Consider the following 2,015-nt stretch of genomic DNA (forward strand, 5'->3'; position numbering starts at 1 on the left):
CCCTCACTCATCTTGTACAGCCGGTCTTCCCAGATGGCCGTTTCGTCAGGATAGACCATGGCATCGGGCAGGGCATCGACGAGGAGATAGGCCATATCCGTCGGTTTCAGATATTTCTTCTTTCCCTCTTCGACGAGAAATTTACGCTGGATGAGCTCACTGATGATGGTGGCCCGCGTCGCTTCCGTGCCGATGCCCTGCACTTCCTTCAGTTTCTTCTTCAGGGAATCGTCTTTAACATATTTATATATTTCCTTCATGGCAGCCAAAAGCGTAGACGCCGTGAACCGCGGCGGCGGCTTCGTCTGCTTCTGATCGACGTTCCCCTTTTCATAGCGGACCTTGTCCCCCTTGCGGACGGCCGGCAGATCTCCTTTGGCTTCGTCGTCTTCCTGATTCTTATCGTTGCGGTACAGCTCTTTCCATCCCCACTGGGTTACGATTTTGCCATGGGCGGCGAACTGTTCTCCTGCCGCTTCGATGGTAATCTTCGTCTGATCGTATTCGTACAGGGGATAGAACTGGGCGATATAAGCCTGGGCAATGAGATAATACACATGCTGCTGCATTGCGTTCAGATGGGCAAAATCGCAGCGCACCGTCGTCGGAATGATGGCGTGGTGGGCTGTAATCCTGCTGTCGTTCCAGGCCCGGCTCTTGATGGACGGGTCGGCGCCGGAAACCCAGCCCGGCAGCTGTCCTGCCTGTATCTGCCGCAGGTTGTCCAGTATGCGCGGCACGTCCTTGCGCTGGTTGAGCGGCAGGTATTCGCAATCAGACCGGGGATAGGTCGTCAGTTTCCGTTCGTACAACTGCTGGGCCGTATCCAGGACCTGCTGCGGGCTGTACCCGTAGCGCCTGCCTGCCAGTACCTGAAGAGCCGAGAGGGATAAGGGCAGTCGCTGTGCTTCTTTTTTCTTCGTCTTCTTCCGTTCGGCAATCGTCCCGCCGGGATCAGCCTCCAGCCTGGAGAGCAGTTCCTCTGCCTGAGCCTTGTCGATGACCCGCCCTTCCGGGTCGAGGCCGGCCTGCGTATCCTTCGGCTGCCACTGCGCCGTGATCAGGCCGTTTGGATGACGGAAATCAGCCTTGACGACGTAATAGGTGACGGGCTTGAAATCATCCAGTTCCCGCTGGCGGCGCACGACCAGGGCCAGGGTCGGCGTCTTTACCCGGCCAATGGGCAGGACCACCTTATGCCCCTGCCGGCGGGCCGCCAGGGTGTACGCCCGGGACAGGTTCATACCGATGAGCCAGTCGGCCCGGCTGCGGGCCAGGGCCGATTCTTTCAGGTGGCGGAAATCGCCGTTATCCCGCAAATCCGCCAGGGACTCATGAATGCTTTTTTCATCGAGGGCATTGAGGAGGATGCGCCGGACGGGCTTTGTATTGCCGATATAGTCCAGTATTTCATCGATGAGCAGCTGCCCTTCCCGGTCCGGGTCGCCGGCGTTGACCAGCGTATCCGCCTGTTCGATGAGCTGGCAGATGATCCGGAACTGGTCCTTACTCGCCGGGCTGACCAGAAGTTTCCACGTCTGCGGTATGATGGGCAGGTCCTCTGCGCGCCACGTCTTATAACGGCCATCGTAGTCCTGCGGTTCCGCCTGCTGGAGGACGTGGCCGTATGCCCAGGTCACGATACCCCCGCCCGTGCGGATGAAGCCATTGCCCCGCTGCTGCGGTGGAGGCAGGCAGCGGGCCAGTTCCCGGGCCATACTCGGTTTTTCAGCGATAAACAGTGTCGTCATTACCTAACATCCTCGTTCAACTATATATTACCGTTCTTCTTTTTCCTCTTCATAGCGGCGGCCCTCTTCTTCCCGCCGGAGGGTGACCCGTGCCAGGTCGCCGGCCGCCCGGATGGTACGGACAAAGGCCGGGGGAATAAGTCCGGCTTTCAGGGACTGGCCGATGAGCCGTCCCAAGATGACCCCCTTATTGCTGTACAGCCAGGAAAAATAGTAGACGCAGAGCGCATCCTGGTTGCGGGGATTCACATGCCAGAGCATGCG

At 58.8% G+C, this 2,015-nt stretch carries 1 protein-coding gene and 1 pseudogene; both read right to left on the reverse strand.

All coding sequences use genetic code 11. The features are described 5' to 3' along the window. Nucleotides 1-1,751, reverse strand: a 1,751-nt coding sequence (locus DBO31_RS07555; protein WP_150824847.1) for a DNA topoisomerase 3, incomplete at its 3' end; no start/stop codon positions are given. Between the two features lie 27 nt (nt 1,752-1,778). Further along, nucleotides 1,779-2,015, reverse strand: a pseudogene (locus DBO31_RS07560) (hypothetical protein); the annotation flags it as partial.

Source organism: Megasphaera sp. DJF_B143 (assembly GCF_900320625.1).
Classification (GTDB): Bacteria; Bacillota; Negativicutes; order Veillonellales; family Megasphaeraceae; genus Megasphaera; species Megasphaera hexanoica.